This is a genomic window from Agromyces sp. P1_H4 (genome assembly GCF_056405255.1).
The window spans coordinates 1-5,272 of sequence record NZ_JBFUCL010000267.1; the positions used below are offsets into that span (position 1 = coordinate 1).

The 5,272-nt window shown below is 73.5% G+C and carries 5 protein-coding genes and 2 pseudogenes; all 7 read left to right on the top strand.

Translation table 11 applies throughout. The annotated features are described in order from the left end of the window. A pseudogene (locus AC1DY2_RS14765) lies at positions 1–232 on the top strand (SCO3242 family prenyltransferase); the annotation flags it as partial. Further along, a complete protein-coding gene (locus AC1DY2_RS14770) occupies positions 229–1,116 on the top strand; it encodes a sugar phosphate isomerase/epimerase family protein (RefSeq protein ID WP_476763112.1) in 888 nt (295 codons plus the stop codon). The pseudogene AC1DY2_RS14765 and the gene AC1DY2_RS14770, both read left to right, overlap by 4 nt. After that, complete coding sequence (locus AC1DY2_RS14775) at positions 1,113–1,727, top strand: EboA domain-containing protein (RefSeq protein WP_476763113.1); 615 nt, start codon at positions 1,113–1,115, stop codon at positions 1,725–1,727. Before AC1DY2_RS14770 ends, AC1DY2_RS14775 begins: the two co-directional genes overlap by 4 nt. A gap of 2 nt (positions 1,728–1,729) precedes the next feature. Then, on the top strand, positions 1,730–2,605 hold the full coding sequence (locus AC1DY2_RS14780; protein WP_476763114.1) for a TatD family hydrolase: 876 nt from the start codon (positions 1,730–1,732) through the stop codon (positions 2,603–2,605). Beyond that, positions 2,605–3,735, top strand: coding sequence for a metabolite traffic protein EboE (eboE, locus tag AC1DY2_RS14785; RefSeq protein WP_476763115.1), 1,131 nt, complete (start codon positions 2,605–2,607; stop codon positions 3,733–3,735). Before AC1DY2_RS14780 ends, eboE begins: the two co-directional genes overlap by 1 nt. Further along, positions 3,732–5,135, top strand: coding sequence for an alkaline phosphatase family protein (locus AC1DY2_RS14790; RefSeq protein ID WP_476763116.1), 1,404 nt, complete (start codon positions 3,732–3,734; stop codon positions 5,133–5,135). The genes eboE and AC1DY2_RS14790 overlap by 4 nt, the downstream gene beginning before the upstream one ends. Then, a pseudogene (locus tag AC1DY2_RS14795) lies at positions 5,132–5,272 on the top strand (isopentenyl-diphosphate Delta-isomerase); the annotation flags it as partial. The gene AC1DY2_RS14790 and the pseudogene AC1DY2_RS14795, both read left to right, overlap by 4 nt.

Consider the following 5,272-nt stretch of genomic DNA (forward strand, 5'->3'; position numbering starts at 1 on the left):
GGGCGGCATCGCCTACGCGGGCGCCCTGCTGCCGAGCCAGCTCGCGGCGCTCGCCGATCCGTCGGCCGCCAACGTGCGCACGGCGACTCGCGCCGGCATCGGCGCGATGATCCCGTTGCAGGCGACGCTCGTCGCCCGCACCGGCGCGGTCGTTCCGGCGGCCGCCATCGGCGCGCTCGACCTCGTCCGCCGTGCGCTCGCCGCGCGGCGTCGGGCGGGTGACGTCACATGACGATCGCCCTCGGCGACACCGCGCACGCCACCGGACCGCTGCCCGGCGCCGGCTTCGTGCTCGGCTACGGCACCAACGGCTTCACGGACCACCCGCTCGAGGCCGCACTGCGGGTGCTCGAGTCGAACGGATACGGCGCCCTGGCGCTCACCCTGGGGCATCCGCACCTCGACCCCTTCGCCGAGGACGCCGACCTCCGCGCGGCGCACCTCCGCGACCGCCTCGACGAGCTGGGCTGGCGGGTCGTGGTGGAGACCGGCACCAGGTACCTGCTCGATCCCTACGCCAAGCACCGCCCCACCCTCGTCGACGAGTACGCGGCCGCGCGCCTCCGGTTCCTCCGCCGTGCCGTCGACCTCGCGGCGATCCTGCGCGCCGACTGCGTCTCGTTGTGGTCGGGCGTGCTTCCCGAGGGCGTCGACGCCGACGAGGGCTGGCGTCGGCTCGTGCCGCGCATGCGCGAGATCGTCGCGTACGCGGAGGCGTCCGGGGTCACCCTCGGCTTCGAGCCCGAACCCGGCATGCTCGTCGAGACCGTCGCCGATGCCCTGCGCCTGCGCGAGCAGCTCGGATCACCCGACGTGCTCGGCATCACCGTCGACCTCGGGCACTGCGTCGTCGTCGAGCCCGACGGAGTCGTCGGCGCGCTTCGCGCCGCGGGCGACCTGCTCGTGAACGTCCAGGTCGACGACATGCTGCCCGAGGCCCACGAGCACCTCGAGCTCGGTCGCGGCCGCCTCGACCTCGCCGCGTCGCTCGCGACGCTGGAGGAGATCGACTACCGGGGCGTCGCTGCCGTCGAGTTGCCACGGCACGCGCACGACGCCCCGGGCGTCGCCGCGCGGAGCATGCAGGCCATCCACGACGCATGGAGGGAACGATGACGATCGACTGGACCACCACCGCCGTCCGCGAGGTGATCGCAGAGCCGCAGCGCATCGTCGTGCTGTTCCCCGCGGCCGGCCGCGCGGTCGGGCGCGCACCGATCGAGCCTGCGACCGATCCGCTCGGCCTCCGGCACGGCACGGTCGACGACCGGGCGCGCGCCGATCTCGTGGTCGCGATGCTGAGGGTGCTGCCGCCAGGCGAGGCCGCCGCGCAGCTCGCCGACCTCTACCGGTACGGCGACGATGCCGAGCGCCGGGGCGTGCTGTGCGGCCTGAACGTCGCGCCCCGTGTCGGGCCCGAGGCGGTGACGGTCGGCGTCGAGCTCGTCGCCGACGCACTCCGCACGAACGACCCCCGCCTCGTCGCCGCCGCGCTCGGCGCGTTCGCCGCGGCGCACCTCGACCAGCACGGCTGGCGTCACGGGGTGCTCAAGGCGCTGTTCATGGACATCCCGCTCGACGTCGTGGCCGACCTCGACCGCCGCGTCGACCCCGAGCTCGCCCGCATGGCCGCCGCGCTCATCGCCGAACGGCGGGCCGCCGGGCGCACGGTGAGCGACGACATGACGGCCCTCGCCACCACCACGACCACCGACCCAGGAGCCTGAGCATGCGAATCTTCGATCCCCACATCCACATGAGCGCGCGCACCACCGACGACTACGTCGCCATGTACGAGTCGGGCGTGCGCGCGGTCGTCGAGCCGTCGTTCTGGCTCGGCCAGCCGCGCACGAGCGTCGGCAGCTTCGTCGACTACTTCGACGCGCTGATCGGCTGGGAGCGGTTCCGCGCCGCGCAGTACGGCATCCGCCACCACTGCACCATCGGCCTCAACCCGAAGGAGGCGAACGATCCGCGCTGCCGCGAGGTGCTCGCGGTGCTTCCCCGCTACCTCGCGAAAGACGGCGTGGTCGCCGTCGGCGAACTCGGCTACGACTCGATGACGCCCGAGGAGGAGGAGGTCTTCGCGACCCAGCTCGCGCTCGCCCGCGACGTCGGCCTCCCGGCCGTCGTGCACACGCCGCACCGCGACAAGGCCGCCGGCACGACGCGCACGCTCGACGTGGTGCGCGAGTCGGGCATCGGCCCCGAGCGGGTCGTGGTCGACCACCTCAACGAGACCACGGTCGCCGAGGTCGCGGCATCCGGGTGCTGGATGGGCTTCTCCATCTATCCGCACACCAAGATGGACGAGCATCGCATGGTCGCGATCCTGCGCGAATACGGCACGGAGCGGATGCTGGTGAACTCCGCCGCGGACTGGGGCCAGTCCGATCCCCTGAAGACCCGGAAGACCGCCGAGGCCATGCTCGACGCCGGCTTCACCGAGCACGACGTCGACGTCGTGCTCTGGCAGAACCCCGTCGCCTTCTACGGGCAGAGCGGGCGACTGCACCTCGACCCGGTCCCGGGGTTCGTCGAGCACGAGCCGCTCGTCCCGGCGACATTCGAGGGCAACTCCGTGCTGCGGGGGGCGCGAGCCTGATGGAGCTCTCGTACTGCACCAACGTGCACCCCGCCGAGGACCTCGACGGCGTGCTCGCCCAGCTCGATGCCTTCGCCGGCCCGGTGCGCGCGGCCGCGGGACTCGACCGGCTCGGCGTGGGCCTCTGGCTTCCGGCCGAGCTCGCCGCCCGCCTCGCCGCGAGCGCCCGGGATCGTGACCGGCTGCGGGCGCGGCTCGCGTCGAACGGGCTCGAGCTCCGCACCGTCAATGCGTTCCCCTACCGGGCGTTCCACGCCGACGTCGTGAAGCTCGACGTGTATCGCCCCGACTGGACCGACGAACGCCGCGTGGCGCACACGCTCGACTGCGCCGCCGTGCTCGCCGACCTCCTGCCCGAGGGCGGCGCCGGCAGCATCTCGACGCTGCCGCTCGCGTGGCGTGCACCGTGGACGGCCGACGACGACCGTCGCGCGAGCGCATCGCTCGCCCACGTCTCCCGCCGGCTCCGCGCGCTTCGCGAGGAGACCGGCCGCACGGTGCGGCTCGCGATCGAGCCCGAGCCCGGCTGCGTGCTCGACACGGTGCACGACGTGGTCGCCTGGCTCGGCCCGCGCACGCGCTCGGGCGAGATCGACCCCGAGTTCGTGGGCGTGTGCCTCGACACTTGCCACCTCGCGGTCTCCTTCGCCGATCCGGATGCCGCGGTGCGCGAGATCGCCGATGCCGGGCTTCGCGTGGTGAAGGTGCAGGCCTCGGCCGCACTGCACGTCGAGCGGCCGTCGGACGCCGCGGGCCGCGAGGCGATCGCCGCCTTCGTCGAGCCGCGCTACCTGCACCAGACGCGGGAGTTGCAGCCCGACGGCACCGTGCTCGCGACCGACGACCTCGGCGAGGCGCTCGAGGCGCTGCCCGCCGAGGGACCGTGGCGCGTGCACTTCCACGTGCCGCTGCACCTCGAGCCGAGGGCGCCGCTCACCGCCACGACCGAGGTGCTCGCCACCGCGCTCGCCGCCGTGCGCTCCATCCCGCATGGCGATGAGGCCCACGTCGACGTCGAGACCTATACCTGGACCGTCCTGCCCGATGCGGTCGACGACCTCGTGGCCGGCATCGCCGGCGAGGTGCGCTGGGCCGCCGACCTGCTCGAACCCTCGGAGGTGACCGCATGACCTCGGTCCTGCTGCTCGACGTCGTCGGACTGACCCCACGCGCGCTGGCGCACATGCCCAGGCTCAGCGCCCTCGCGGCATCCGGCGCCCGCACCCGGCTCGGCACCGTGCTGCCCGCCGTGACCTGCAGCGTGCAGTCGACCATGCTCACGGGCCTCGCGCCGGCGCAGCACGGCATCGTGGGCAACGGCTGGTACTTCCGCGACCAGGGCGAGGTGCACCTGTGGCGCCAGCACAACGCGCTCGTGCAGGGCGAGAAGGTGTGGGAGACCGCCAGGCGCCAGCAGCCCGGCTTCACGGCGGCGAACGTCGGCTGGTGGTACGCGATGGGGGCCAGCACCGACGTGACCGTGACGCCGCGTCCGGTCTACCACGCCGACGGGCGCAAGTCGCCCGACGCCTACGTGCGGCCGCCCGCCCTGCACGACGAGCTGACCGGCGCGCTCGGCGAGTTCCCGCTCTTCCAGTACTGGGGTCCGACCGCGTCGATCGCGTCGACCCGTTGGATGGTGGAGGCGACCCGCATGGTGATGCGCGATCGGCGGTCCGACCTCGTCATGGCGTACCTCCCGCACCTCGACTACGACCTGCAGCGCTTCGGTCCCGAGTCGCCGCAGGCAGACCGGGCGGCGGCCGAGCTCGACACCGCCATGGCGCCCCTGCTCGACGACGCGCAGGCGGCGGGTGCCACCGTGATCGCGGTCGCGGAGTACGGCATCGAGTCGGCGAACCGACCCGTCGACCTCAACCGGGTCCTCCGCCGCGAGGGACTCCTCGAGGTCCACGTGCAGCAGGGACGCGAGCAGCTCGACCCGTGGACGTCGCGGGCGTTCGCCGTCGCCGACCACCAGGTCGCGCATGTCTACGTGGCCGACCCCGCCGACGTCGAACGCGTGCGCGACCTGCTCCTCGAGCTGCCGGGCGTCGACGAGGTGCTCGACCGCGACGTCCAGCGGCGATACGGACTCGACCACGAACGGTCGGGCGAGCTCGTCGTCGTCGCGGAGCCCGGGGCCTGGTTCACCTATTACTACTGGCTCGACGACGACCGGGCGCCCGAGTTCGCGCGCGGCGTCGACATCCACCGCAAGCCCGGGTACGACCCGGCCGAGCTGTTCTTCGACCCGGCCGACCGCCTCGCGAAGGCGAAGGCGGCGCTCGGGCTGGTGCGCAAGAAGCTCGGCCTGCGGTACGCGATGAACGTCGTGCCGCTCGACCCGTCGTGGGTGCGCGGCACGCACGGCCGGCTGCCGTCGTCGGAGGCCGACTCGCCACTGCTGCTGTGCTCCGACGCCGCGCTCCCGTTCTGGGACGGCGTCGGCGACGCGGTACCCGCGGCCGCCGTGCGCGACCTGGTGCTGCAGGCGGCCGGCGTCGGCGCGCCGGTGGGCGCGGCATGAGCACCGTCCTCCCCGACGCCGAGGCGCGGACGGTCGAGGAGGTCGTGCTGCTCGACCCATCGGGTGCGCCGATCGGGTCGATGGAGAAGTCGAGGGTGCACGGCGTCGACACCCCGCTGCACCTCGCCTTCTCCTGC

Bases quoted from the DNA above. Each gene is read 5' to 3' on its own strand.
- AC1DY2_RS14770 (WP_476763112.1), top strand. From the start codon at position 229: ATGACGATCGCCCTCGGCGACACCGCGCACGCCACCGGACCGCTGCCC.
- AC1DY2_RS14780 (WP_476763114.1), top strand. From the start codon at position 1,730: ATGCGAATCTTCGATCCCCACATCCACATGAGCGCGCGCACCACCGAC.
- eboE (WP_476763115.1), top strand. From the start codon at position 2,605: ATGGAGCTCTCGTACTGCACCAACGTGCACCCCGCCGAGGACCTCGAC.
- AC1DY2_RS14775 (WP_476763113.1), top strand. From the start codon at position 1,113: ATGACGATCGACTGGACCACCACCGCCGTCCGCGAGGTGATCGCAGAG.
- AC1DY2_RS14790 (WP_476763116.1), top strand. From the start codon at position 3,732: ATGACCTCGGTCCTGCTGCTCGACGTCGTCGGACTGACCCCACGCGCG.